The organism is Solwaraspora sp. WMMD937 (assembly GCF_029581175.1).
In the GTDB taxonomy this organism is placed as follows: domain Bacteria; phylum Actinomycetota; class Actinomycetes; order Mycobacteriales; family Micromonosporaceae; genus Micromonospora_E.
The window spans coordinates 5,439,807-5,465,115 of sequence record NZ_CP120738.1; the positions used below are offsets into that span (position 1 = coordinate 5,439,807).

Here is a 25,309-nt window from a genome sequence, read left to right on the forward strand (position 1 = left end):
GGCACATGTCGGCGGACGAGTTCCGCCGGGCCGGGCACGCGGTGGTCGACTGGATCGCCGACTACTGGCAGACGCTGGAGAAACATCCGGTACGGCCGTCGAGCCCGCCCGGTACGGTGGCCCGGGCGCTGCCGGTGACACCGCCGGAGCACGGCGAGCCGTTCGACCGGATCCTCCCCGACCTGGACCGGGTGGTCGTCGGCGGGCTAACCCACTGGCAGCACCCCGGCTTCTTCGGCTACTTCCCGGCCAACACCTCGGCCCCGAGCGTGCTCGGCGACCTGGTCAGCGCCGGCCTCGGCGTCCAAGGCATGCTCTGGGCCACCAGTCCGGCCTGCACCGAGGTGGAGACGGTGCTGCTCGACTGGCTGGCCCAACTGCTCGACCTGCCGCTACGGTTCCGGTCGGGGTCCACCGGTGGCGGCGTCATCCAGGACTCGGCGTCGTCGGCGACGCTGGTGGCCACCCTGGTGGCGCTGCACCGGGCCAGCGGCGACACCTGGCGCTCGGCGGGCACCGCTGGCGGCTACACCGTCTACACCTCGACCGAGGGCCATTCGTCGATCGAGAAGGCGGCCCGGATCGCCGGGGTCGGTGATCAGGGCGTACGGTTGATCGACGTCGATCCGGTCACGCTGGCGATGCGGCCGGACGCGTTGCGCCGCGCCCTCGATGCCGACCTGGCCGCCGGCCGGCGACCGGCGATCGTGATCGCCACCGTGGGTACCACCTCGACCACCGCCATCGACCCCGTCGAGCAGATCGGCGCGATCTGCGCCGAGTACGGGGTGTGGCTGCACGTGGACGCCGCCTACGCCGGTGCGGCGGCGGTCTGCCCGGAGCTGCGCTGGACGCACGCCGGGCTGGAGCGGGCCGACTCGTACTGCTTCGACCCGCACAAGTGGCTGCTGACCGGGTTCGACTGCGACGCGTTCTGGGTGGCGGACCGGGCCGAGCTGGTCGAGGCGTTGACGGTGATGCCGGAGTACCTGCGCAACGAGCTCAGCGACGCGGGCACGGTGATCGACTACCGGGACTGGCAGGTGCCGCTCGGTCGTCGCTTCCGGGCGTTGAAGTTGTGGTTCGTACTGCGCTGGTACGGCGCACAGGGGCTGCGGGCGCACATCCGTTCGGCGGTGGCGCACGCGGCCTGGTTCGCCGACCAGGTACGCGCCGACGACCGGTTCGAGCTCGTCACGCCGGGGCCGTTCTCACTGGTCTGCTTCCGGTTGCGCGGCCAGCCCGACGAGGTCAACTCCGCCCTGCTGGCTGCGGTGAACGCCAACGGCTCGGTGCTGCTGACCCACACCCGGGTGGCGGGCCGGTTCACCTTGCGGCTGGCGGTCGGCGCGCCGCGTACCGAGCGACGGCACGTCGCCGCCGCCTGGGAGCTGATCGCGGACACCGCCACCGGGCTGCTCGCCGACCAGCGCTGACCGGCGCTGGTCACGACGGGCCGTGCGCAGCACCCGGACGGCCAGCCCGAGGGCCAGCGCCCAGCCGACGACGATCACCGCGTACCCGGTGAACCTCGGGCCCGGGGGCAGGTCGACGGCGCGCATCAGCGACCGGGCGTTGGTCAGCACGATGAGACCGCCGACCGCGGCGCCGAGCAGTTGTGCCGGCACGATCCGCACCAGGTAGGCGGCCAGCGGGGCGGCGAGCAGGCCACCGACCAGCAACGCCGCGACGACGGGCAGGACGAAACCCTGGCCACCGAGCCCGATCAGGAAGCCGGCGCTGGCCGCCGCCGCGACAAGGAACTCCGAGGTGTCCACCGAGCCGATCACCTTGCGCGGCTCCATCCGCCCGGAGACCAGCAGAGACGGGGTGGCGACCGGCCCCCACCCGCCGCCTCCGGTCGCGTCGATGAAGCCGGCGGCCAGCCCGAGCGGGGTGAGGAACCGGCTGCGCAGGGGTCGGCTTACTCGCCGGGCCGGGATCGGCCGGGCGAACCGGATCAGCAGGTACACCCCGAGGGCCAGCAGGATCCCGGCCATCCACGGCCCGGCGGCCTCGGTCGAGACGGAGCTGAGGACCGTGGCACCGGCGAAGGCGCCGACCGCGCCAGGTACGGCGATCCGGCCGACGACCCGCCAGTCGACGTTGCCGAACCGCCAGTGCGCAGTGCCGGAGGCGAGCGTGGTGCCGATCTCCGCCAGGTGCACCGAGGCGCTCGCCGAGGCCGGGGCGATTCCGGCGAGCAGCAGCAGCGTGGTCGAGGTGACCCCGTACGCCATTCCCAGCGCGCCGTCCACCAGTTGAGCGAGCAGCCCGACGAGGGCGAGTACCAGCAGCTTCCGCACAGCACACCTACTTGAGATAGCAAACCTATCGACTTAGTAGAGAATGCGGACGGCCGGTGCTGTTGTCAAGCACATCGACGAAGCCGGTCGCGGCCGGTCAGGTCCAGGCGCGTGGGTTGGCCGCGAGATCCCGGATCCGCTCGGGAAGCCGGCCGGTGGCGACGTCGGCGACGGTGACCGACTCGAGGATCTCCCGCTCGCTGGCCCGCAACGCTATCCAGACGTCCTGCAGCGCGACCGCCGCGCCCTGGTAGCCGAGCTCCTCCGGCCGGTGCCCGCGCACGTGGGCGAGCGGGCCGTCGATGACCCGGATGAGCTCCGCGAGGCTGATCTGCTCGGCGGGGCGAGCCAACCAGTAGCCGCCGTCCGGGCCACGCTGGGCCTGCACCACGCCGGCCCGGCGCAACTGCAGCAGGATGCCCTCAAGGAACTTCGGCGGGATGCCCTGGGCCCGCGCGACCTGCTCGGCGGTCAACACGACCCGCGCCGACGCCGCAGCCGCGACCGCCAGCTCGGCGGCGGCCCGCAGCGCGTAGTCGACCCGGGCAGAGAGACGCATACCTCTCAGGTTACGGCACTGTTTCCATTATCGGACCGGCCGACCGCGACGTCGGTCAACCACCCTGGCCACCGCCGCCCGAGCGCCGGTCAGGCAGGCGGCCCGGTCACCCGCCGACCCGCCGGACCAGGCCTTCCTGCACAGCGCTGGCGATGTGCCGGCCGTCGCGGGTGAACATCCGACCGGTGGCCAGCCCGCGCCCGCCGGCGGCCGACGGACTCCAGCAGTCGTAGAGAAACCATTCGTCGGCCCGGAACGGCCGGTGGAACCACAACGCGTGGTCCAGACTGGCCCCGATCACCCCGCCCGGACCCCAGACCTCGCCGTGCACGGACAACACCGAGTCGAGCAAGGTCAGGTCGGAGGCGTAGGTGAGTACGCAGGCGTGCAGCAGCGGATCGTCGGGCAGCTTGCCGTCGGCGCGGATCCAGACCCGCTGGTACGGGTCGGCCGGCCGGTCCCCGGGTGCGACGAGACCCGGTTCGCCGACGTACCGCACGTCCATCGGCCGGGGGATCACCGCCCAGACACCCAGCCGCTCCGGATAGCGGGCCAGCCGCTCCGTCATGGTCGGTACCGCCTCCGGCGGCGGGACGTCCGGTGGCTGCGGGGCCTGGTGGTCCAGCCCGTCCTCGGGCCGGTGGAACGACGCCGACATGAAGAAGATCGGTTTGCCGTGCTGGTACGCCACCGAACGGCGGACCGAGAAGGACCGGCCGTCGCGGATGTTCTCCACTTCGTAGTCAATCGGCTCGGCGCCGTCGCCGGGGCGGACGAAGTAGCCGTGCAGCGAGTGCACCAGCCGCTGCGGGTCGACGGTCCGCCCGGCGGCGACCAGCGCCTGACCGGCTACCTGGCCGCCGAAGACCCGCTGCGGCCCGACCTTGGGGCTCATCCCGCGAAACGCGGACGGCCCGGTCCGGCTCAGGTCGAGCATCTCGAGCAGCTGATCGACGGCGGCCTGCCCGCCGACCGGATCACCGGTCACTGCAACGCCCGGGCCGCCGCGGCGTCGACAAGGCTACCGAGCTGGTGCACCCGCAGCGTGTTGGTGGAGCCGGGGGTGCCGACCGGGCTGCCGGCGACGATCACCACGTACTCGCCGGGATTGGCCCGGCCGAGGCCGAGCAGTGCCTGGTCGACCTGGCGGAACATGTCGTCGGTGTGCTGCACGAACGGCATCAGGAACGTCTCCACCCCCCAGGAGAGGGCAAGCTGGTCGCGCACCTCGGCGACCGGGGTGAAAGCCAGCAGCGGCAGCTCGCACTGCAGCCGGGAGAGCCGACGCACGGTGTCACCGGTCTGGGTGAAGGCGACCATCGCCTTGGCGCCGATCGCCCGGGCGATCTGCGACGCGGCCGAGGTGAGCGCACCGCCGTGGGTACGGGGGTCGTGCTGCAGCCGGGGCACCGAGATCGAGCCGTGCTCGGTCGTCGTGACGATCTTGGCCATGGTGCTGACCGTGAGCACCGGGTACTTGCCGACGCTGGTCTCACCGGAGAGCATCACCGCGTCGGTGCCGTCGAGCACCGCGTTGGCCACGTCGGAGGCCTCCGCGCGGGTCGGCCGCGAATTCTCGATCATCGAGTCGAGCATCTGGGTGGCGACGATGACCGGCTTGGCGTTCTCCCGGCACAGCTGCACCGCGCGCTTCTGCACCAGCGGCACCTCGTCGAGCGGCAACTCGACGCCGAGGTCACCCCGGGCCACCATCACTCCGTCGAACGCGTCGACGATTGCCTCCAGGTGGGTGACCGCCTCCGGCTTCTCGACCTTGGCCAGGACGGGTCGGCGAACCCCCTCCTCGTCCATGATCGCGTGGACCAGCTTGATGTCCTCGGGCGACCGGACGAACGACAGGGCGATGAAGTCGGCGCCCAGGCCGAGCGCGAACCGCAGGTCGTCGGTGTCCTTGTCCGACAGAGCCGGCACGCTGACCGCGACGTTCGGCAGCGAGATGCCCTTGTTGTTGGAGACCGGCCCGCCCTCGACGACCAGCACCCGGATGTCGTTACCGTCCACCGCGCTGACCTCGACGGCCACCTTGCCGTCGTCGATCAGCAGCCGGTCCCCGGGGCGAACCTCCTGGGGCAGCTTGCGGTAGGTGCAGGAGACCCGCTCCCGGCTGCCGAGGATGTCGTCGCTGGTGATGACGACCGAGTCGCCGGTTCGCCACTCGTGCGGCCCGTCGGCGAACCGGCCGAGACGGATCTTGGGGCCCTGCAGGTCGGCCAGCACGGCGACCGCCCGGCCGGAGGCCTGGGCTGCCTCCCGGACCAGCTGGTACACCTGCTGGTGGTCGTCGTGGCTGCCGTGGCTGAAGTTCAGCCGGGCCACGTCCATGCCCGCCTCGACCAGCCCACGGATACGCTCCGGGGACGCGGTCGCGGGGCCAAGCGTACAAACGATCTTTGCGCGGCGTGTCACGCCCATGAGGCTAGTCTCTCCCCTGAACCGGCCGATCGGCCGACCCTGTCTGATGTCCGAACGGAAGTGCCCACCAGCGCTCGGCGCTCCGCGAGACATCGTACTGGTGGGTGGAACCGTGACGGTGGACCGGCGGGCATCGACGACCGCGCCCTCAGGGTAGCGCGGTAATTGACCATCGCGGTACGCCCGGACGGCCGACGCCCGGACGTTCGGAGATCATTCGCCGAACCGTCACATAGATCCGGTTAACTGGTCACCACACGACCGGAGGGTGGCACGGTGACACAGCGGGTACGGACACGAACGGTGACCGCTCTGGTGGCGATGATCGCCACCGGTCTGGCGGCAGGGCTGGCGCCCGGGACAGCGACGGCAGGCGGCAGGCAGGGCGACGAGCGCGGCGGCGTCCGGTTCGCCACCTTCAACGCCTCGCTCAACCGGAGCGTCGACGGCGGCCTGGTGGCCGACCTGTCCACCCTGGGCGACCGGCAGGCCGCCAACGTCGCCGAGGTGATCCAACGGGTCCGCCCCGACGTGCTGCTGATCAACGAGTTCGACCACGACGCCGAGGGGCGGGCCGTCGAGCTGTTCCAGCGCAACTACCTGTCCCGCGGCCAGGGCGGGGCCCGGCCGATCCACTACCCGTACCGGTTCAGCGCCCCGTCCAACACCGGCGTGCCGTCCGGGCACGACCTCAACCGCGACGGTACGGTCGGCGGCCCGGACGACGCGTACGGCTTCGGGCTGTTTCCCGGCCAGTACGGCATGGCGGTCTACTCGCGCCACCCGATCGACCGGCGGTCGCTGCGTACCTTCCAGACGTTCCGCTGGCGTGACATGCCGGGAGCACTGCTGCCGGACGACCCGGACACCCCGGAGCCCGCCGACTGGTACTCCCCCGAGGCCCTCGCGGACGTGCGGCTGTCGTCGAAGAGCCACTGGGACGTGCCGGTGCGGATCGGCCGGCAGACCGTACACCTGCTGGCCAGCCACCCCACGCCGCCGGTGTTCGACGGCCCGGAGGACCGCAACGGCCGGCGCAACCACGACGAGATCCGGTTCTGGGCCGACTACGTCACCCCGGCCCGGTCCGGTTACATCTACGACGACCGGGGCCGCCGCGGCGGGCTGCGTCCAGGTGCCCGGTTCGTCATCGCCGGTGACCTCAACTCCGACCCGTACGACGGCGACAGCATCCCGGGATCGGCCCAGCAGGTCACCGGGCATCCGCTGGTCGACGACCGGCGGCCGCCGACCAGCGCGGGCGGGCCGGCGGCCAGCCAGCGCCAGGGCGGGGCGAACCTGACCCACGAGGGCGACCCCCGCTACGACACCGCCGACTTCGCCGACGGCACGCCGGGCAATCTGCGGGTCGACTACCTGCTGCCCAGCCGCCGACTACCCACCGCGGGCAGCGGGGTGTTCTGGCCGACGCCGGACGATCCGCTGTTCCGGCTGGTCGGCGACTACGACCCGGCGCTGCCCGGCGGGTTCCCCACCTCGGACCACCGGCTCGTCTGGCTCGACCTGCGCTGCTGAGCGGCGATTCCAAGCGGTCAGTCGGTGCCGGTGGCGGCGAGCGATCCCGGTGGGCGGGCGTCGCGGGAGGCGATCGCGTTCATCGGGATCCGCACTGCCCGCACCCCCATGTCGAGCCGGGCCACCTGGTAGAACTGCGCCCGGGCACGGCGGTAGTCGACGAACCCGGCCCGCCAGGTCTGTTCGTCGACCGGTTCGTCACCGGTGGCAAAGGCCTCCAGCCTCCACAACGTCTCGGTGAGGGCCTGCGCGGCGGCGATGGTCGGCCCGTCGGCGAGCAGCAGGATCGACTCGAAGCACACTGACCGGTCCGACTCGGCCTGTCCGAGCCGGGCCAGGCCTTCCTCGCGGTCGATCGGGCTGATCGCGGTGACCAGACCGCGGCTGGCCAGCACCCGCGAGGTGAGCAGGGCGATCTGCTTGGCGGAGGCGGCGAATTCGACGTACCCGGCGAGCCGCCGATCGTCCCACCGCACTGATTGTTCCCGGCGCCACCGGTTGCGCTCGGTGATCCCGGTGCCGACGTAGGTGAGCACCCCACCGACGACCACCGCGAGGATGGTCGGCAGGTGTTCCAGCAGAGACATCACACTCTCCGTCGCGTCGCCGGGCCTCAGGGTAGTGAGCCGCCACAAGCTCGCGGGCCGGCCACAAGCCCCGGTCCCCTCGACGGTCTCCGCTTGCCCACACCTTACACTGTAAGTTAGGCTGCCTTACAGCGTAAGACAGCCGGTCGCATCGACGGACGCCCGGCGGACGAGAAGGGAACCACCCATGAGCGATCTGGTCCGCACGGCGCGGCTGACCGGCGTGTTCTATCTAGGCCTCGGCATCACCGCCATGCTCGGCTTTCTGATCGTCCGACCCCAGCTGTTCATCGCCGGCGACCCCGCAGCGACACTGGGCAACCTGGTAGGGCACGAGACGCTCGCCCGCGCCGGCGTCGCGCTCGAGCTGGGCGTCGTTGTCACCCAGGCGCTCGCCGCCGTCTGGTTCTACCGTCTCTTCCGCATCGCCGACCCGCTCGCCGCCGGCAGCATCGGCGCGTTCGGGCTGGTCAACGCGGTGGCGATCATGGGCAGTGCGGCGATGCTCGCCACGGCCGTCGAGGTCGCGGGCGAGCCGATCGGCGACGCCGCGACGATCGTCCAGGCTCTCTATCTGGTCAGCGGCAACCTGTGGGGGGTGGGCAACCTGTTCTTCGGGCTGTGGCTCATCCCGATGGGCATGTGTGTGATCCGGTCACGTTGGATGCCCCGACCACTCGGCTGGGTGCTCGTCATCGGTGGCCTCTGCTACCTCGCGAGCGGGTTCCTGCTCTACCTCGCACCCGACGCTCAGATCGTCGCCGACCTGCTCGTGGTGCCAGCCACCGTCGGCGAGCTCTGGATGATCGGCTACCTGCTGAGCGTCGGCGTCCGGCGGAAGACGCCGTCCCGGGTGTTACCGCACCGTCAGGGCGGGTAGGCGAAGGTAGCGGCGAATCACGCGGATCGCCGCTATCGTGCCCGACGAGGTATGGGAGTTGGCGATGAACCGGAGCTACCTGCGGCTGGGCGCCGCGTTGACGCTGAGTTTCGTGGTGATGCTGCTGCTGACGTACTCGATGATCTGGACCATCGACGACTTCTACCTCAACCTCAGCAACACCTACATGGCGTTGATGATGGTCGCCCCGATGGGGGTGATCATGCTCGGGGTGATGTGGATGATGTTCGGCAACCGTACGCTGAACGTGATCCTGGCGGTCGGGTTCGTCGTCCTGTTCGGGGTGGCGTTCTACTTCGGCCGGCAGGAGAGCTTCATCGGTGACGAGCAGTTCCTCAAGTCGATGATCCCGCACCACTCGCGGGCGATCCTGGTCTGCGAGCGGTCGGACATCACCGACCCGGAGATCATCGAGCTGTGTGGACAGATCGTCGAGACGCAGCAGGAGGAGATCGATCAGATGAAACAGATTCTGCAACGGTACGAATGAGTCATGTCCGCGCGGCGCTCGGCGTCGTACTCACCGTCGTCGCCATCGGGGCAGGCACCGCAGCCTGCACCGCCGATCCGTCGGAGGCCGACACCGGCCCGTCCGCCACCAGCGCCGACCCGGTCGATCAGCGGTCAGCGGCACAACCACCGCCGGTCGCGCCCGCACCGCCGATCGCGCCGCTGCCCGACCCGATGGCCGACGCCCGGCCCGTCGCCTCGGTGGCCGCCACCAGCGGCCCGGTCTCGGTCGGCACGGTCGAGATCCCGCCGGGCCTGCTGTCGGTCAGCCTCGACTGCGTCAGCGGCGGCCGTGGGGATGCCGCCGCCGCCAGCGGAGCTGCCGACCTCGCGGTGTTCCTCGACCCGGGGATGCGGTTCGAGCTGCAGTGCCCCGCCGACGAGGTGACGAAGACCCGCAACGTCGACCAGGACCACCCGGGCGGTCCGGTCACCATCCGGGTCGAGGCCGGCGCGGACGTGCGGTGGAACCTGCTGGTCGAGCACCAGCCGGGCTAGGCTGCGCCGGTGAACGGGTGCGTGTTCTGCCGGATCATCGCCGGGGAGTCCCCCGCGTGGCGGGTCGCCGACTCCCCCGCCGGGGTGGCGTTCCTGGACACCCGGCCGGTGTTCCCGGGCCACGTGCTGGTCAGTCCGCGCCCGCACGTGGTCACCCTGACCGACCTGCCGCCGGCCGATCTGGCCGGGTACTTCTCACTGGTGCAGCGGGTCGCGGCGGCGGTCGAGGCTGGCCTGGACGCGGGCGGCACCTTCGTCGCGATCAACAACCGGGTGTCCCAGTCGGTGCCGCACCTGCACACCCACGTGGTGCCCCGGACCAAGGGCGACGGGCTGCGCGGCTTCTTCTGGCCGCGCCGGCGCTACGCCGACGACGTCGAGGCCCGGCGGTACGCCGAACGGGTCGCCGCCGCGTTACCTCCCGGGCCGGATCTGCCGTGAAGCCGCCCTCCTGGCGCCGGATCGGGCTGGCGGACCTTGACGGTTTCGCCCTGGTGCCCCGCTCACTCGCCGAGCTACCCACAGTGGATGGGGTGGTGCTCCGGCTGACCGACGAGCTGCCCGGGGCCGCTCAGCTGTCCGACGATCGACGGGTGACCGAGCGGGCCAGCGGCGAAACCTTCGTCAACCGGGCCGCGGCGGTGGCGGTCAGCGCCTTACGGCCGTAGGTCTGCAGGGTTGCCCGGTAGACGGCCTCCGGCTGGTGCCAGCCGAGGACGCTGGCGTGCCCGGCCATGACCTGCGCGAGTTCGGCGGGCGGCACCTCCTCCAAGGTGCGTGGACCGAGCGCCCGGGGCAGTGCCGGCGGTTGATGGGCGAGCCGATACGTGCTCGGCTGGACTCCGGTCTCGCCGAGAGGGCTGTCCCGGACGAGCAGACCTCTGCGTACCGCTGCAGTGACCGCCTCGTTGATCGCACTTGCCAAGGCCCGACTGACGCGCTGGCCGCCGGCTGCATGGACGTACGCGATCTGTAACCGCCCGCCGGTCACCGGGCCTTCGCAGGCGACGATGGCGAGTATGGCCTCCTGCATCCCCGGCGGCGGCGGTGTCTCGGCGCGCGGGGCGGCGCCCTGGAAGATCTCGTACGGCTTGAGTCCAGGCGCCGGGTCCAGATCCCGATCGACCGGTTCCGTCCGCTCGACCCGTTCCACCAGTCCGACCGGTTCCGCCCGCTCGTCCGGTCCCGCTTGGCTGACTTGTTCGCGCGCCGGTTCGGCGGCCGCTGCCCAGCCGGACGGGCGGATACCCCGCTGATCCAGCGCCGCCCGCAGATCCTGCAACACCGCCGCTTCGTCGACGACGAACGACGACTGCGGGATACGGAAGAACTCCCAGCCGCAACGCTCCAGTTCCCGCTGCCGGGCCATGTCGGCCTCGTAGCGGTCGGGCCCGTGCCAGGCGTCGCCGTCGCACTCGACCGCGAGCCGTCCGTTCGGACCGATCACCACCAGGTCGATGAGATAGCCGATCGCCTCGAACTGCGGCACGACGGTGAAGCCAGCGGCGACGAGCCGGTTATAGACACGCTGCTCGAACAGTGAGTCGAAGGGTGCGACCGACCGGTCCTCGGGCACCTCGGTCGGCAGTCGGGTGCCGTCGTGCTCGCTCGAGCGGGCAGTCACGCCGTAGCAATAGTCGAGCAGTTGGTAACGCATGTCCTCGGGATTACCAAGGTCGCTGAGTCGGACCGAGTGGAAGACCCACATCTGGTCCTTGGCGCGGGAGGCGGCGACGTTGTAGCGCTGCACGTACATTTCGGCCGTCGCTGCGCCGATCCGAACGCCGTCCTCCATCGCCGCGACCATGCTGAGGAACACGACGTCGCGTTCGGATCCCTGGAAATCGGCGGAGTCGCCGCACCGCAGCTCCCGGCGCTCCCATTCCGCCGGATCGAGCTGTTCCAGCAGCAGCCGTTCGATCCGCTTGGCCTGATGGACTCCCTGCAGCGAGATCACGCCGAAGGTCAGACCGTCGTAGCGGGGGTCCTGCGCACAGGCCACGATCTGCGCGACGACCGCCTCGGCCTCCGGCGGGTTGACCTTGTTGCTGGTGCCGCTGACATAACCGTTCCCGACGTGCACCGGCCGGATCGGTTCGAGGCGGTCGGCCCCGTACTGACGGACGGGGATCAGCCGGATGTTCTCCGGCTCGTACGCGATCTGGTTGGAGAAGTTGATGATTTCCGGTACGCAGCGGCGATGCTCGGTCAACGGAATCAGGCCGCTGAACCGCATCTTGGCCTCGTCGAACAGGCTCCGCTTCGGGTCCTGCCACGACGCCCGGTACGGGTCGTCGCCGAGGTACTGGTCCGCGAGGTCGCGCAGATGTTGCTGGTCGACGCCGACCCCGCTCGGTGATACCTGCTTGTCGTCACCGATTACCACGATCTTCGGCGCCAGGTACTGCAGGAACGTCGCGGCCAGTCCGGCCTGTGACGCCTCGTCCACGACGACGACGTCGAACATGTTCGGCTGCACCTGCAGCTGTTCCGCGATCCGGTAGATCGGCATGATCCAGACCGGTACCGACGGGCGGCAGCGGTCCATGGCCTGGCGGATCTCGGCGCGACGCTGATGGGCATACTTGCCGGTGCCCTTGCCGAGCCCTCGCACGAGCTGGCCGTACTGCTGCAGGTTGGCCCGGGCGGAGCCGCTGATCCGGTCCGGCGAGGCGGCATGCCGCCAGGCGCGGGCGGCGGCCAACTCCTCGACGTGGCCCCGGATCCGGCCCTCGATTTCGCCGATCTCGGCCTGCAGCCGGTTGAGATCGGTGATTTGCCGGTCGGCGAGCCACGCGCCGACGACCGCCCAGGCCCAGGCGTCGTCCCAGCCGTCGAGGCGCTCGTCCCATCTGTCGTCGGCGCAGTCGGTGACGACGGCGTCGTGCAGGCGGGGCGCCACCGCCCGCAACCGGGAACCGAGCGCGTCCCGACGGTTGACGAGCTCACACACCTGGGTCAGTCGGGTGAGCCGCGCGACAGCGGCGGCGTACCTGCCCACGTCCCGGTCGGCGACCGCCTCCACCAGGTCGCGCAGCGGTGCAGCGGCGGTCGGCTGATGGCTCAGTGCGACGACCGGCTCCCCGATGGCGTCCACGGCGGTCCGGGTCCGCGCCAGGTGGTCGTCGGCGGCGGCCGAGTCCACCAACGCGGCGTAGGTCCGGACCGCCGAAAGATCCGACCACTGTGGGCGGGGTAGCTGTGCGGCCGCCAGCCGGTGCTCCTGGTTGGTCAGCCCGGCACCGAGCGCGAGAACCCGCTGCAGTTGGCGCAGCTCGGTCTGGTGCCAGGTCAGCCGTTCCTGGAAGGTGTCCTCGGGCGGGACGACGACGGTGGCCGGCCAGGCGCGGTCGGCCGCGGTCAGCAGCCGGGTGGCCTGTGCCCAGGCGAGGAACGCGTCGACGGCCCCGACCGTGGTCGGCGGGCGACCATCCACCCTGACCCGGCTGAACAGCTCCCTAGCCGCCTTGACCGGCTTGGCGGCGAGCAGGTTCAGCACCGGCGTGCCGTCGGCTGCGAGCTTGACCCTGCCGCCGGCTGCGAGGTGCTCGCGCAGGTGGTGGGCGAGCGACACGAGCTGGGCGACGTCCGGCCCGGCCTGGGGCACGCCGCCGTCCTGCACGCCGATAACCTGCACGTCGGTGATGCCGAGGTAACGCACCTGCGGCTCGGCCTGTGCCACCAGTTGCTGCAGTTGCGCGGCCCGGTTGTGCCACAGCTGTCCCCGGCCGCAGGTCACGTCGGCCAACGCGTCGGCCATCCACGGTTCGCGTCGTCGCGCCAAGTCTTCGGCGGCGTCGGCGAGGCGGTGCAGATCCTGCTGCAGCGCGATTCGGGCCGCCGGAGCCAGCGCTCTGACCAACGCGTACGCCGGATGTTGCCGGCTGTCGTGCCGCGCGTCGTGGGCGGCGCGGGCCTGTTGTTCGGCGGTGACGGCAGCGGCGAAGTCCGCCGGCGGTGCCAACCGCGCGGGGTCGGCCAGCGTGGCCCGCGACGACGCTTCGTCCGCGATCAACTGCTGGTCGCGCAGCAGCCGCAACCACTCGGTGATCTCGGTCCTGGTCAGCGGGGGCTCGTCACCGGGTGCTGCCGGTGCCCACGGATGAATCCACCCGTACCGTTCTCCGGCGTGGCGGTGCGCCTCGGCGATCGCGGCCAGCGTGCCCCGGTACGGTCCCCGTTCGTGCCGGACGACTTCGGCGGCCCGCACGTCGACCAGCCGTTCGTGCAGTTGGGCACGCTGACGCCGAAGTTGGTCGATCGCGTCGAGGTGCCGGGTGATGGTCAGGTCGGACTCGTCGGCGTCGAAGTCGATGGCATGCTGCGAGATCGTGTTGACCGCGACCTTCAGGTCCGCCATGTCCTCCCTGGACGCGCCGACGACCGCGACCGACAGCGGCCGGATCGCCTCCGGCAGCTTTGTGCGCACCTCCTTGAGCGCACGATCGGTCTGCGCGGTGACCAGGACCCGCTTGCCCTGGGCGAGCAGATGGCTGAGCAACGCGGCGGCGGTGTGTGTCTTGCCCGTGCCGGGCGGGCCCTGCACCAGGGTCTGCGCGTGCCGATCCACCTGCTGAAGGATCTTCAGTTGCTTGTCGTTCACCGGCAGCGGCAGGTAGAACTCGTCGTCGACGGCGACCACCGCGCCGGGCGTCGGGTCGGTCACGGTCGCCGGACGGTGATCCGGATCCACCAGCGGCAGGATCCCTTCCGGCACGAAAGCCGCGTCGATCAACTGCTTGCGGATGCGCTCCAGCACCTCGACCAGCCCGTGGCTGCGCCGACGCAGGACGATCGCGGGCGCCAGGGTCACCTCGGGCCGCGCGGGACCGCCGCTGCCGGGCAGTTCCGTCTCGAGGTAGCCGCCGTCCGGGTCGAGGCTGTGCGCCACGCGTTGCAACAGCTCGCCGATCGTCGCCACGTTCAGCGGATGGTCGGCGAAGGTCCGGGTAGATTCCCGGACCTCGCCAATGTGCCGTGATCGCGTCAGGTGCGAATCCAGCATGTCGAGTTCGAGGCGCAGCGGGTCGGCCGTTTCGGCGGCGTTGACGTGCAGTGTGCCGGTCACCGGGTCGAGGTCGATCGTGACCGGTACGGTGAGCAGGTGCCGCCGTACGGCCGGATGGTCGGCTGGCTTCCAGGTGAGGCATCCGACGGCGAGGACCAGCTCCTTCTCTTCGGGATTGCTCGCCGCCGCTGCTTGCATCGAGAAGAGCGTGCCGTAAGCCTCACGCACCGGCTGATCGGCACGTTCCCGCTCCGACCAAGTCTCCCAGCGGATCAGCCATGACCGGTAGGCGTCCTCGACGTCGGGGTGCTCAGCCAGACGAGACACCGCAGGGTTGCCGTCTTCGTCCGGCTCCCCGCCCGGATCCGGGATCTCCGCTCTGAGCTGCGGGGTAATCTGCGGATCGTCGATGCCCGGGGTCAACCAGCGGCGCAGCGCCTCGCCGACGGCGGGCGGCCGGACCAGATCGATCCGATCGATGTGGCCGACCTCGTCACCAGGCTCTGGCGTGGCGTCCCAGTGCGCGAAGTGCACGGCGGAGTGTCGTGGCATCCTCCGCGTCCAGGCGACCTCCTCGTAACTGTCGACCGTGCGGGGCGCCGAGACGACCGACTGCTGTGCCCGCGCCAGGAACTCGAAGAGTCGCACCGCCCGATCGAGGCGGTTCGCCGCAGAGGACGTCAAGATACGGTTTCCTTTCGACGCTGGACCACCTGATCGAACATAGAGGAAAGAACACCAGCGCCACACCTCCGCTCTTCGGCGCTGGTTCCGAGGCCGTACGGACGATCAGCGCCAGATGCAGTGATGCTCGCCAATCTGCGATGTGGAATCGAGACAGGTGGTCGCCGGGTCAGCGGCGGAAGATGGTGATCGAGTGACCGACCTGGTCGATCGGCTCACTGCTGTCGATCAGCTCACGCAACTCACCGCCGGTGGTCGCCACCCAGGTGTTCGACACCACCAGCAGTCCGCGTACCTCCTCAGGCGGCACCTCGCGCGGATCAGTGGCGGTGATGCCGTAGTACTCCGGCACGCCGGCGCCCTTGTAGGCCAGCCACACCCGCTCGTCCGGGTACCGCTGCCGCAGCCGGTCGGCCAACCGGCTCAGGTCCTGCCCCCAGTCCACGTTCGAGTCGTGCAGGTGGTGGTAGGTGCGCGCCGGGCCGCCGAACGCCTCGTTGGCGTACGGCAGGTAGAACGGGAACGCGCGGGCCGAACTGGCCGCGACCAGCGCGACCAGCACCACCGCGGCCGGCCGGGCGTACCGGGCGGCCGCGGCGGGCCACCGTACGGCGGTCACGGCCGCCGCCGCCACGGCCAGAAAGACCGGGACGACGATCGCGTACCGGACGCCGAGGTCGCGGGATCCGGTCATCGCGACGGCCAGCAGTACGCCGGCCGGCAGCAGCAGGTACCCGGCGGCCGGGCGCAGCCGGGGCACCGACAGCATCGCCACCGCGCCGACCAGCCACAGCACCAGCGCCCCGAGCGGCGTCTTCACCAGCAGCGCGGCCGGCAGGTAGTACCACCGGTGGCCGGAGTAGGGCTCACCGAACAGGTACCCGCCCCATTGCCAGTCCTCGAAGCCGAACTGAATCCGCATGCCGTCGCGGAACGACTCCGGAAACGGCAGCCAGTCGACCACGGTTCCGCGCAGCCCGCCGATCGCCGGCACCGAGCCGGAGGGCACCGTCTGCAGCCGTGGGTCGACGACGAGGTAGCTGGCCCACACGGTCAGCAACGCGAGGAGTCCGATCGCGGTCGCGGCCGCGCCGGTGACGACGTACCGCCGGGCCCGGGGTGAGGACGGGCGGGGCGGCCAGGCCGGCCGGGCGTGCCGGACCGACCAGGCGGCCAGCGCCAGCAGCACCGGCACCGCCGCCAACGCGCTCATCTTGGTGGCCAGTGCCGCGCCGAGCGCCAGGCCGGCCAACGGCAGGTAGAGCCACGGTCGCCGCCGCGCCCGCCACAGCAGCCAGACCGAGGTCAGCAGGAACCCGGCGGTGGGCACGTCGAGGGTGGCCAGCGAGCCGTGCGCGATCACGTCGGGCGTGAACGCGTACACCGCCAGGGCGATCAGGGCACCGGCCCGGCCGGTGATGTCGCGGGCGAACGCGAAGACCACCAACCCGAACGCCAGGGTCAGCAGAATCATCGACAACCGGGCCAGCAACAGCAGCCGGTCGGCGTCATTGCCCGCTTCGTACAGCACGTGCCGCCCGAGGTCCGTCTGGTTGCCCTGGAAGGACGGCTCGATGTACGGGTCGGCGAACCACAGGCCGGCTCCGATGATCAGTTTGCCCAGCGGCGGATGTTCCGGGTTGACCTGCAGACCGCCGCCCTGCAGGTAGAGCGCCGCCGCACCCACGTACACCGGCTCGTCGATGGTCGGCGCCTGCGCCACCGCAGTGGCGACCATCGCGAACGCCATCTGCCCCAGCAGCAACGCCACGACCAGCGGATACCACCAACGCCGGTGCCGTCGCAGCCAGCCGGGCCGATCCGAGTTCTCCGTCACCGTGGCCGGCTGGTCATCCGGGGTAACGGGTACATCCCGGTCGAGGGCTCCCGACCTGCGCAAAAAACTCACGGGCCGGCAGCCTACCCCGTCGCCCGACTGCGATCGTCACCTCGCTTGGATGATGCCCGGTAGATTCGACATCGCCGCGATCGGCCAGCGCAGGAACATCCGCTCCTCACCGGCGACGGACCGGCGGTCCAGCAGCTCGGCGCCGAGCAGCAGGTACGGGCGTAGCCGCCGACGGGTGCAGGTGGCGTAGGCGACGTCGTAGCCGCGCGCCGCCAGGTCGCGGTAGCCGAAGTCGCGGATGAAACCGGTGTACGTGGCGCGCGTCCAGACATGCCCGCCGCCGGCGCTCATCACGTTGAGGATCTCGCAGACCCGGCCGCCGCCCGCTGATCCGGGTGGGCTGAATCCGAAGGACGCGGACTGCAACCCGCGCTCGGCGGAGATGCTGACCGCCATCGCTCCGATGAGCCGGCCGGTGCCCTCCCGCCAGCAGTAGACGATCTGGTCCTGGTACGGAATCCGGGTCCGCAGCCGCCGTTCGGTGTCGTCCCACTCCCAGATCAGCCGGACCAGCCGGTTGTCGGTCAGTCCGACGTAGGCCCGGTAGAAGTCCTGTTCGTACTCTGCCACCTGCTCCAGGTCGGCCGGGTCGAGCACACCGTAGAAGGTGCCGTCGTTCATGCCGGGCCAACCGGTTCGACATGCATGAGCAGCCCGTGCCGGGGATACTGGGTGACCGCCGGTGCCGCTTCGACCGGATGCCCGTCGACCGGGGTCAGCCGCACCCGCTGCCCGGCGACCGCCAGCACCGTGAGCATCTCGGTGATGGCGAAGTTCGTACCGATGCACTTGCGCTGCCCGGCGGCGAACGGCAGGTAGGCGCGCCGCTGCTGCGCGGTCATCCGGCCCGGTGCGAACCGTTGCGGGCAGAAGGAGTCCGGTTCCGGCCAGTACTGCGGCATCCGGTGCATCGCGTGCACCGGGATCACGAGGTTGTCGCCCTGGCGGATCCGGTGTCCGTCGACCTCGTCGGCGGCGGCGGCCCGGCGGGTGAGGGTGTAGACCGGCGGGTGAAGCCGCATCGACTCCTGGATCACCTGCCGGGTGTAGTCCAGGGTGCCCAGGTCGTCGTAGGTCGGGGCCCGTCCGCCGAGCACCCGGGCCAGTTCCTCACGGAACCGGCCCGCGATCTCGTCGTCGTGTTGGCCGAGCAGGTGCCAGGTCCAGGCCAGCGCGGTCCCGGTCGTCTCGAAGCCGGCGAAGAACAGGGTGACGACCTGGTCGCGCAGTTCCCGGCGGCGCTGACCGGCCTGCGGACCGTAGGCGCGGATCAGGTCACTCAGGATGTCGGTGTACCGGTCGGTGTCGGCCAGCCGTTCCTCGATCCGCTCCGCCACGAAGTCGTCCACCGCCCGCAGATGCCCGGCGAACCGGCGGTGCAGCCGGGTGGGAAACCACAAGGGCACCGTCACCGGGCTGATGTTGCGCCGGACCACGACTTCCAACCCGACCCGTACGGTGTCGACGAAGTCGTTGGCGGTCGTCTTCGGGTCGTGGCTGAACAGCGCCACGGCCATGACCCGCATGGCCAGGGTCTGCATCTCGCTGAACACGTCGACCGGTTCGCCCCGCTCGCGGGCGCGTTCCCAGCCGTCGACGACCTCGGTCATCAGGGTGGCGGTGATTTCGACGACGCGTTCGAGCAGCGCCCGGTTGAACACCGGCTGGGTCAGCGTCCGCTGCCGCCGCCACGTCTCACCGTCGCTGCAGATCAGTCCCTGGCCGATGATCAGCGACAGGTTGTCGTGCTGCAGGCTGCGACCGTAGCCGGACAGGTTCCCGATGAACACCCGCTGGTTGGCGTCCGCGTCGGCCAGCAGCGTGAAGACCCGGTGCAGTACGCGGTACCGGACGAAGCCGTCGTGGTCGGCGACCAGTCGCTTCTGCACGCCCAGCAGGTCGGTACGCAGGGCGCTGAGCCGCAGCCGCAGCGGCGGGTGGTCACTTCGCGGCACTGTCTTCGCCTCCCTGCAGTGTGAGGGTCTCGGTGACGAACGTGTCGTCGAGACCGGCGGCGTTCTCGATCAGCCCGGCCAACGTCTCGCCGAACCGGGCTCCGGGTGCACCGTCGACGATGTCGTGGTCGACCGTGACGGTGGCGCTGAGGGTCTTACGGGGCGCGGCGGCACCGTCGATCCACCGCACCTTGTCGAACATTCCGCCGACGATGAGCGTGCTGGTCAGGAACGAGATCGAGATTCCCCAGGACGGGCGCGGGCTGATGAAGGAGCCGACATTGGACAATCCGACGGTGCCCCACTGACGTTTGACCCGGGCCGGGTCGCGCCGCATCCACCACCAGACTGCCCGCCGGGCCGGGCGCGGCAGCCGCAGGAGCTGGCGGCGCCGGCGGACCCCCTCGTCGTCGTACAGGTCGGTACGGGCGGCGGCGCGCATCTCGTGGTTGATCTGCGCCAGACTCTTGCGGTTCGCGGCCCGGACCACGTAGATGACCGGTACCAGCGATCCGTCGGGCTTGCGCTTCTCCAGCAGTGTGTTGACGTCCACATCGTCGAAGACGACCAGCTTGCGACGGCCCTTGCGGAAGGCGTGCAGCATCTTGTGTTCGTCGACCGCGTGACCGAGGCAGTAGACCAGGAAGGCGGTGAACGACAGCCCGTCGGGCACCTGGGCACGGTAGCGCGCGATCAACTCGATCGGGCGGGACACGTCGAACTCCACCATGCCGTGCGCCATGTGCGTACGGTGACCGACGCTCAGCGCGTCGACCACGAGTTCACGGATACGCGGCCAGGGCAGTTCCTGGAACGGAGCAGCAGTCATCAGTGGCTTGTCTCTATCGTTCGGCGGACGGATCGGGTGGCAGATCCGTCGTCCGGTTGCGGCGCTCGAAGGTGTGCAGGAAGTCGACCAGCCGTTCGACCGATTCGACGGTCACCGCGTTGAACAGGCTGGCCCGGCAGCCACCTACCGAGCGGTGCCCGGCCAGCCCGGCGATACCGGCCTGCTGCGCCTCGGCCAGGAACTCCGCCAGCAGCTGCGGGGTGGGCAGGTCGAACACCACGTTCACCAGCGAGCGCGACGCCGGGTCGACGGTGGTGCGGTAGAACGGGACGCCGTCCAGGTAGTCGTAGAGGATCTGTGCCTTGCGGCGGTTGATCCTGCCCATGCTGGCCAGGCCGCCGATCTCGTCGGCCAACCAGCCCAGCATCAACCAGGTGACGTAGATGGCGAAGGTCGGCGGGGTGTGGAAGTTCGACCCGTGCCGTCGGTGCACCCGGTAGTCGAGCACCGCCGGCAGCTCACCGACGATGCCGTCCAGCATGCACCGACGCGCGACCACGACGGTCACTCCGGCGACGCCGACGTTCTTCTGCGCGTGGGCGTAGACGACGTCGTACGCCGCCGGGTCGAAGGTGTCGGACATCAGGTCGGAGCTCATGTCGGCGATCACCGGCACCCCAACGGCGGGCGCCCGGTGGAACTGGGTGCCCTCCACCGTGTTGTTGGTGACCAGGTGCAGGTACCGCGCGTCCGGCCGGGGCCGGATCGAGCCGTCCGGCGGAACGTAGACGTGGTCCCGGTCGGCGGAGGAGGCCACTACCGCCACGTCGCGTCCGAGGGTCCGTGGCTCACGGATCGCCTTGGCGGCCCAGTACCCGGTGTCGACGTAGTCGACCGGGTCACCGGGTGCCGAGAAGTTCATCGGGACCATTGCGAACTGGAGCGATCCGCCACCCTGCAGCAGCAGAACGTCGGACTCGTCGCCGAGGCCCAGCAGGCGACGGACCCGTTCGGTCGTGTCGGCCAGGAGGAACTCGACCTCGGGTGCCCGGTGGCTGATCTCCATCACGCTCATCCCGGTGCCCTGGAAGTCGTCGAGTTCGACGCGGATGCGTTCCATGACGCTGCGGGGCAGGCCGGTAGGTCCCGCGTAGAAGTTGAGAACCGCACGGTCCATCGACACTGCTGCCACCTCACCACCGCCCCCGCCCGGTCGGACTGCGCCAAGATCGTCGCACAGTCGCTCCACCCGATGTCTGAGGCGGTGCTGAGGGAAAAATGAGGATTCCCTGGTGGGCTCCGGCCGTCCAGCGGCGGAGTACGAGTCGGCGGTGGCGTCCGAATTGTCCCGCGACGGCGACATGCTCGCCGCCATGCAGGCCGCGATGCACGGCCTCAGCTCCGAACGGACCAGCAAACAGCGGGTCGTCGTGCGTGGCTCCGGCAACGTACCGACCAGCTCCCGGCTGTCGCTGCCCAGCTACACCGTGCTGGACGTGTGCGGCACCATCAACGTGACCGGCTCCGGCTCCGGTGACATGGCCCCGGAGTACCCGCGGCACCACCGATGTCGAGGTGCAGAACCTGCGGCTGTCCGGCGGGCTCGGCATCAGCATCGACAACCACGGCGACGACCGCGCGGTCAAGGTGCGCAACGGTCATCGCCAGCGGCGGCGGACGCGGCATCTTCTGCTTGTCCGAAAGCGGCGGGCGGGCCCGCAGCGAGTTTCCCGATCTCCCCCGGGATCACCTTCCAGAACCTGACCGTCACCAACATCGAATCGTGCAGAGCCCCTGCGGCGGTGCCAACAACGTCATCCGCAACGTCACCCGGGTCAACTCGTCGTTGAGCTGGTGCTGACCCTGGCCAGCTGATGTCGGCGTCCAATCCGGGCGTCGACCGGACGACGACGCCACCCGCCGCCGCGCCACCCGGCAATCCGGCGCGGCGGCGGCTCTCAGAAGGCTCTGAATTTCCCGCCGCATGCTGTTGACGCAGATCCATGAAACGTCAGCTTCGACGCACCGGGAGGAACGAGCATGGTGTCGGCAAGAGCAGGAGTGCTGTTGACAGCGCTGCTGGCCCTGGTCCCAGCGGCACCCGGGGCGGCCGCCGCGCCACCGGAGGCGACTGTGCACGCCGTCGGCGGCGCCACCGCCGTGGCGGACTCGTACATCGTCGTCCTCGCCGACACGGCGGCCGGCGGCGCCGCCGACACCGCCAGCGGGGTCGAACGCACCGTGTCCGCGCTCGCCGACCGGTACCGGGGTGACGTCGCCCAGGTCTACCGGCACGCGCTGCGTGGCTTCGAGGTCCGGCTCCCACAGCGCCAGGCCCGCCGCCTGGCCGCCGACCCCCGGGTGGCCTCGGTGACGCAGAACCACACCGTGACGGCGGCGGACGTGCAGACGCCGGTGCCGTCCTGGGGCCTCGACCGGATCGACCAGCGGACCGGACCGCTCGACGACGCGTACGCCTATCCGGACGTCGCGCCGGTCGTGCGGGCCTACATCATCGACACCGGCATGCGACTGACCCACCACGAGTTCACCGGACGGGTCCGTTCCGGGCGGGACACCATCGACAGCGACGACGACGCCAGCGACTGTCGCGGGCACGGCACGCACGTCGCCGGCACGGTCGGCGGCACCACCTACGGGGTGGCCAAGAACGTGGAGCTGGTCGCCGTACGGGTGCTCAACTGCAACGGCGAAGGCAACGTCGCCACCGTGATCGGCGGCATCGACTGGGTCACCGCCGACCACGACCCGGGCGAGCCGGCGGTGGCCAACATGAGCCTCGGCGGTTTCTCCTACACGCCGATGGACCAGGCCGTGGCCCGGTCCGTCGCCGACGGCATCACCTACGTCGTGGCGGCCGGCAACGACGGCACCGACGCCTGCACCAGGTCCCCGGCCAGGGTGCCGGAGGCTATCACCGTCGGTGCCACCGGTCCCGACGACGCCCGCGCCCCGTTCTCCAACGTGGGCGGCTGTGTCGACATCTTCGCCCCGGGCGTCGACATCGTCTCGGCCGGTCTTGACAGCGACACCGCCGCCGTGCCGGCCAGCGGCACCTCGATGGCCGCCCCACACGTCACCGGCGCCGCCGCGCTGATCCTCGCGGACCACCCCGACTACACCCCGGCGCAGGTCACCGCCGAGCTCCTCGCCGAGGCCACGCCCGGGGTGGTGACCGACCCCGGCACCGGCTCACCGGACCGGCTGCTCTACGTCGACGACGTCACCGCCGACGACGACTTCAGCCTGACCGCCGGGCCGGCGAGCGCGACCACGCCGGCCGGGGGCACCGTCACCACCACCGTCACGGCGACGGTCACCGCCGGCGCGGCGCAGTCCGTCGGTCTCAGCGCGGTCGGGCTGCCGCGGGGCGCAAGCGCCACCTTCACCCCGGCCACGATCGGCTCGGCAGGCAGCACCACGCTGACCATCAGCACCGCGGCCCTCACCAGCGCCGGCACGTATCCGGTGGTGATCCTCGGCACCGGTACGGCCGCCACCCGGACGACCAGCTTCACCCTGACCGTCGATGCGCTGCCGGGCTGCGCCGCCGTCAACGACACCGACACGGCGCTGCCGTTCAGCGGAGCCGTCGACATCCCCATCACCATCACCGGCTGCGCGGGCAACGCGGCCAGCAACAGCACCATCGAGGTACGCATCGAGCACACCGCCATCCACGACCTGCAGGTGGAGCTGTTCGCCCCGGACGGCACCCGTTACTTCCTGCTGGTCCGCACCGGCAGCGGAGCCGGCCCCGACGTCGACCACACCTTCACCTACGACCTGTCGGACAAGGTGGCCAACGGGACGTGGCGCCTGCAGGTGCGCGACGCCGGCCCGCAGGGCACCGGATTCTTCGACTCCTGGGCGTTGAACCTCGCCGGGGCCGACCTGCCGGTGCCGGTGTGCGGCGGTGTGGCGACCGCCGACGTGCCGATCGCCGACCATGACGTCGCCGAGAGCCCGATCACGGTGACCGGGTGCGACCATGCACCGGGCCGCAGCGCCTGGGTGGACGTACGCGTGGTGCACCCGTGGTCCCGGGACCTCAGCTACCAGCTCGTCGCGCCGAACGGGCAGGTGTTCACCCTGCAGGGCGTCAACGGCATGGGTCTGCCGAACATGTTCCGGACCTTCGTCGTCGACCCGTCCGGGCAACCCGCGAACGGCACCTGGAAGCTGCGGGTCGAGGACCACTACTGGGGGGTGTCCGGGCCGGCGTACATCGACAGCTGGCGGCTCAGCTTCTGACCCGGCCGATGACGGAAGGTACGCGGCTGTTGGACACCACCGGCAGGCCGCGTACCTTCTCGGGCGGCGGCCGGTCAGAGTTCGTCGGTGGTGATCAGGCCGTCCTGCAGGGCGCGGGCGACGAGGGCGGCCTTGGTGGGCGCTTCCCGGCCGACGTTGGCGTACTTGACGCGGACCCGTGGTCACGGTCGTGGTGGTAGTGGTGGCGTTGACCAGGGGCGGCGGACCCACCGCCGAGTTCGAGCAGGCCGCCGAGCAGTTCCACAGCCGCTACGAGCCGTTGGCGGACGCTGTTGAGGCCGGCCGGGTTCTGATGGTGAACCCGGCCGGCTTCTTCTCGAAAGGCCCGATGGAGTCCATCCTGGATGACCTGCGGCCCAGGACCGAGGCCGTCACAGCTGAACGCGAACAGGCGTTGCGCCAGGCGTTGGGCGGTTCCTAGCGGTCGACGGTGTCCGGCTGCTGCTGGGATGCCGCCCACGAGGCGAGCAGCCGTAGCGCGTCCGCGGACGGGCTGCCCGGCTCGGCCGCGTAGATCGTCAAAGTCAGTCCGGGCTCGGCGGCCATCTCCAGCCCTTCGTAGGCGAGGGTCAGCTCACCGACGACGTGGTGCCGGTACGTCTTTGTGCCGGTGCCGTGGTGGCGGACGTCGTGCGCGCCCCACCGGGTGCGGAAGCCGGCGCTGCGGGTGGACAGCTCCCCGACCAGGTCGTGCAGGTCCTTGTCATGCGGATCGCGGCCGGCCTCGGTGCGCAGGATGGCGACCACGATGTCGGCCGCCGTCTCCCAGTCGGGGTAGAAGTCCCGGGCTGCCGGGTCGAGGAAGGTGAACCGGGCCAGGTTCGGTGGCCGCGGTGGCTGCGCGTACACCTGGTCGTAGAAGGCGCGGGCCAGCTGGTTGCCGGCGAGCAGGTCCATCCGGCCGTTACGCACGAACGCCGGCCCTTCGGTGACCGCGTCGAGGGTCCACTGCAGGCTCGGGTGCGGGGTCCACTGCCGGGTGCGGCGACGCCGGGGCCGCATCAGGGTCCTGCTGCCCTCGGCGGCGCGGGCCAGGTCGAACAGGTGGGCCCGTTCGGCGTCGTCGAGCTGCAGTGCACGGGCGATCGCGTCGAGCACGCTGGTCGACACCCCGGCCAGCGCGCCGCGTTCCAGCTTGGCGTAGTACTCGATGCTCACCCCGGACAGCGCGGCGACCTCGGCCCTGCGCAGCCCGGGGACGCGGCGGTTGGTGCCGGCGGGCAGCCCGGCCCGCTCGGGGCTGATCTTGGCGCGGCGCGAGACGAGGAACTCGCGGACCTCGGTGCGGTTGTCCACGTCACCGACGGTACGTCGGGCCGCCCGCCGGTGGGGTGCCC

General features: G+C 70.7%; 19 protein-coding genes and 1 pseudogene. 8 read left to right on the plus strand and 12 right to left on the minus strand.

Translation table 11 applies throughout. The features are described 5' to 3' along the window. Nucleotides 1-5: 5 nt before the first annotated feature. Nucleotides 6-1,175: pseudogene (locus O7621_RS24005) on the plus strand (pyridoxal-dependent decarboxylase); the annotation flags it as partial. A 36-nt stretch (nt 1,176-1,211) separates the two neighbouring features. On the opposite strand, the gene O7621_RS24010 reads toward O7621_RS24005, so the two are convergent. The 4 genes from O7621_RS24010 to pyk all read right to left on the minus strand — a co-directional run bounded on the left by O7621_RS24010 (nt 1,212) and on the right by pyk (nt 5,298). Next, nucleotides 1,212-2,306 (minus strand): sulfite exporter TauE/SafE family protein, encoded by a 1,095-nt coding sequence (locus O7621_RS24010; protein ID WP_282231339.1) that lies wholly within the window; start codon nt 2,304-2,306, stop codon nt 1,212-1,214. A gap of 97 nt (nt 2,307-2,403) precedes the next feature. Further along, nucleotides 2,404-2,865, minus strand: a complete 462-nt coding sequence (locus O7621_RS24015) for an Rrf2 family transcriptional regulator (protein ID WP_282231340.1) — start codon at nt 2,863-2,865, stop codon at nt 2,404-2,406. Between the two features lie 106 nt (nt 2,866-2,971). Then, nucleotides 2,972-3,802, minus strand: coding sequence for an acyl-CoA thioesterase II (locus tag O7621_RS24020; RefSeq protein ID WP_282234711.1), 831 nt, complete (start codon nt 3,800-3,802; stop codon nt 2,972-2,974). 47 nt (nt 3,803-3,849) lie between these two features. Then, nucleotides 3,850-5,298, minus strand: coding sequence for a pyruvate kinase (gene pyk / locus O7621_RS24025; protein ID WP_282231341.1), 1,449 nt, complete (start codon nt 5,296-5,298; stop codon nt 3,850-3,852). Nucleotides 5,299-5,601: 303 nt separating this feature from the next. On the opposite strand from pyk, the gene O7621_RS24030 reads away from it, so the two are divergent. Beyond that, a complete protein-coding gene (locus O7621_RS24030; RefSeq protein WP_282231342.1) occupies nt 5,602-6,834 on the plus strand; it encodes an endonuclease/exonuclease/phosphatase family protein in 1,233 nt (410 codons plus the stop codon). A 17-nt stretch (nt 6,835-6,851) separates the two neighbouring features. Here O7621_RS24030 and O7621_RS24035 read toward each other — a convergent pair whose 3' ends face one another. Further along, nucleotides 6,852-7,421 (minus strand): hypothetical protein, encoded by a 570-nt coding sequence (locus O7621_RS24035; protein WP_282231343.1) that lies wholly within the window; start codon nt 7,419-7,421, stop codon nt 6,852-6,854. Between the two features lie 187 nt (nt 7,422-7,608). On the opposite strand from O7621_RS24035, the gene O7621_RS24040 reads away from it, so the two are divergent. From O7621_RS24040 to O7621_RS24055, 4 genes are read left to right on the plus strand one after another with little or no spacing between them, the layout of a single operon-like run. Then, nucleotides 7,609-8,301 carry a DUF4386 domain-containing protein gene (locus O7621_RS24040; RefSeq protein ID WP_282231344.1) on the plus strand — a complete coding sequence of 231 codons (693 nt, stop codon included), beginning with the start codon at nt 7,609-7,611 and terminating at the stop codon, nt 8,299-8,301. 37 nt (nt 8,302-8,338) lie between these two features. Further along, nucleotides 8,339-8,812, plus strand: coding sequence for a DUF305 domain-containing protein (locus O7621_RS24045; RefSeq protein WP_282231345.1), 474 nt, complete (start codon nt 8,339-8,341; stop codon nt 8,810-8,812). After that, on the plus strand, nt 8,809-9,330 hold the full coding sequence (locus tag O7621_RS24050) for a hypothetical protein (RefSeq protein WP_282231346.1): 522 nt from the start codon (nt 8,809-8,811) through the stop codon (nt 9,328-9,330). The genes O7621_RS24045 and O7621_RS24050 overlap by 4 nt, the downstream gene beginning before the upstream one ends. A 9-nt stretch (nt 9,331-9,339) precedes the next feature. Beyond that, nucleotides 9,340-9,771 (plus strand): HIT family protein, encoded by a 432-nt coding sequence (locus tag O7621_RS24055; protein WP_282231347.1) that lies wholly within the window; start codon nt 9,340-9,342, stop codon nt 9,769-9,771. Between the two features lie 130 nt (nt 9,772-9,901). On the opposite strand, the gene O7621_RS24060 is transcribed toward O7621_RS24055, so the two are convergent. The 6 genes from O7621_RS24060 to serC all read right to left on the minus strand — a co-directional run bounded on the left by O7621_RS24060 (nt 9,902) and on the right by serC (nt 20,853). Beyond that, on the minus strand, nt 9,902-14,986 hold the full coding sequence (locus tag O7621_RS24060; protein WP_282231348.1) for an AAA domain-containing protein: 5,085 nt from the start codon (nt 14,984-14,986) through the stop codon (nt 9,902-9,904). A 205-nt stretch (nt 14,987-15,191) separates the two neighbouring features. Next, nucleotides 15,192-16,931, minus strand: a complete 1,740-nt coding sequence (locus tag O7621_RS24065; protein ID WP_282231349.1) for a phospholipid carrier-dependent glycosyltransferase — start codon at nt 16,929-16,931, stop codon at nt 15,192-15,194. Nucleotides 16,932-16,967: 36 nt separating this feature from the next. Next, the gene (locus O7621_RS24070) at nt 16,968-17,552 is read right to left on the minus strand and encodes a hypothetical protein (protein WP_282231350.1); all 585 of its coding nucleotides are present in this window, start codon (nt 17,550-17,552) and stop codon (nt 16,968-16,970) included. Continuing rightward, entirely contained in the window at nt 17,549-18,886 is a 1,338-nt protein-coding gene (locus O7621_RS24075) for a cytochrome P450 (RefSeq protein ID WP_282231351.1), read from the minus strand. The genes O7621_RS24070 and O7621_RS24075 overlap by 4 nt, the downstream gene beginning before the upstream one ends. Beyond that, complete coding sequence (locus O7621_RS24080; RefSeq protein ID WP_282231352.1) at nt 18,873-19,715, minus strand: 2-oxo acid dehydrogenase subunit E2; 843 nt, start codon at nt 19,713-19,715, stop codon at nt 18,873-18,875. The genes O7621_RS24075 and O7621_RS24080 overlap by 14 nt, the downstream gene beginning before the upstream one ends. 13 nt (nt 19,716-19,728) lie before the next feature. Beyond that, a complete protein-coding gene (gene serC, locus O7621_RS24085; protein WP_282231353.1) occupies nt 19,729-20,853 on the minus strand; it encodes a 3-phosphoserine/phosphohydroxythreonine transaminase in 1,125 nt (374 codons plus the stop codon). A gap of 890 nt (nt 20,854-21,743) precedes the next feature. Between serC and O7621_RS24090 the strand changes: the two genes are divergently transcribed. Then, on the plus strand, nt 21,744-23,951 hold the full coding sequence (locus O7621_RS24090) for a S8 family peptidase (protein WP_282231354.1): 2,208 nt from the start codon (nt 21,744-21,746) through the stop codon (nt 23,949-23,951). Nucleotides 23,952-24,141: 190 nt separating this feature from the next. Next, a complete protein-coding gene (locus tag O7621_RS24095) occupies nt 24,142-24,393 on the plus strand; it encodes a hypothetical protein (protein WP_282231355.1) in 252 nt (83 codons plus the stop codon). Here the strand turns inward: O7621_RS24095 and O7621_RS24100 are convergent. Further along, nucleotides 24,390-25,268, minus strand: coding sequence for a helix-turn-helix transcriptional regulator (locus O7621_RS24100; protein ID WP_282231356.1), 879 nt, complete (start codon nt 25,266-25,268; stop codon nt 24,390-24,392). The genes O7621_RS24095 and O7621_RS24100 overlap by 4 nt on opposite strands. Between the last annotated feature and the right edge of the window lie 41 nt (nt 25,269-25,309).

Bases quoted from the DNA above. Each gene is read 5' to 3' on its own strand.
- O7621_RS24050 (WP_282231346.1), top strand. From the start codon at position 8,809: ATGAGTCATGTCCGCGCGGCGCTCGGCGTCGTACTCACCGTCGTCGCC.
- O7621_RS24070 (WP_282231350.1), bottom strand. From the start codon at position 17,552: ATGAACGACGGCACCTTCTACGGTGTGCTCGACCCGGCCGACCTGGAG.
- O7621_RS24035 (WP_282231343.1), bottom strand. From the start codon at position 7,421: ATGTCTCTGCTGGAACACCTGCCGACCATCCTCGCGGTGGTCGTCGGT.
- O7621_RS24020 (WP_282234711.1), bottom strand. From the start codon at position 3,802: ATGCTCGACCTGAGCCGGACCGGGCCGTCCGCGTTTCGCGGGATGAGC.
- O7621_RS24040 (WP_282231344.1), top strand. From the start codon at position 7,609: ATGAGCGATCTGGTCCGCACGGCGCGGCTGACCGGCGTGTTCTATCTA.
- O7621_RS24080 (WP_282231352.1), bottom strand. From the start codon at position 19,715: ATGACTGCTGCTCCGTTCCAGGAACTGCCCTGGCCGCGTATCCGTGAA.
- pyk (WP_282231341.1), bottom strand. From the start codon at position 5,298: ATGGGCGTGACACGCCGCGCAAAGATCGTTTGTACGCTTGGCCCCGCG.
- O7621_RS24015 (WP_282231340.1), bottom strand. From the start codon at position 2,865: ATGCGTCTCTCTGCCCGGGTCGACTACGCGCTGCGGGCCGCCGCCGAG.
- serC (WP_282231353.1), bottom strand. From the start codon at position 20,853: ATGGACCGTGCGGTTCTCAACTTCTACGCGGGACCTACCGGCCTGCCC.